Consider the following 462-nt stretch of genomic DNA (forward strand, 5'->3'; position numbering starts at 1 on the left):
ATCTATAACCGGGGACTTGCCATGCGTAAGGAAGGCTATGAAAAAGGGGAAAAAATCGGCTATGGCCAGACTTCTGCCATGCTGACGGAACTGAAAAAGCAGGAAGAGTTTGCTTTTCTGAAAGAAGTCGATTCCATCGCATTACAGCAGTCATTGCGGGATCTTGACCGGGGATTTGTAAACTTTTTTCAAAAAAGGGCGTCCCATCCAACTTTCAAAAGCAAACATAACCATTTTCAGTCGTACAGAACGGTAAATCAAAAAGACAACATTCGTATCGTGGGAAGATATATCAAACTTCCGAAGCTTGGATATGTGAAAGTGCGTCAGTCAATGGAAGTGGGAAACATTCATCACGTAACCATTGAGCATACGCCATCCGGAAAATATTTTGCGGTTCTGAATGTTGAATTTGAACCGGAACCGCGACCTAATCAGGGTGGAACGATTGGGATTGATGTT

At 43.1% G+C, this 462-nt stretch carries 1 protein-coding gene; it reads left to right on the top strand.

Going from position 1 to position 462, the window contains the following annotated elements:
• The coding region (locus DW915_RS11235; protein WP_243033823.1) for an RNA-guided endonuclease TnpB family protein at nucleotides 1–462 on the top strand (462 nt) is incomplete at both ends.

The sequence above is a fragment of the Blautia sp. AM42-2 genome, assembly GCF_003480245.1.
Taxonomy (GTDB): Bacteria; Bacillota; Clostridia; order Lachnospirales; family Lachnospiraceae; genus Fusicatenibacter; species Fusicatenibacter saccharivorans.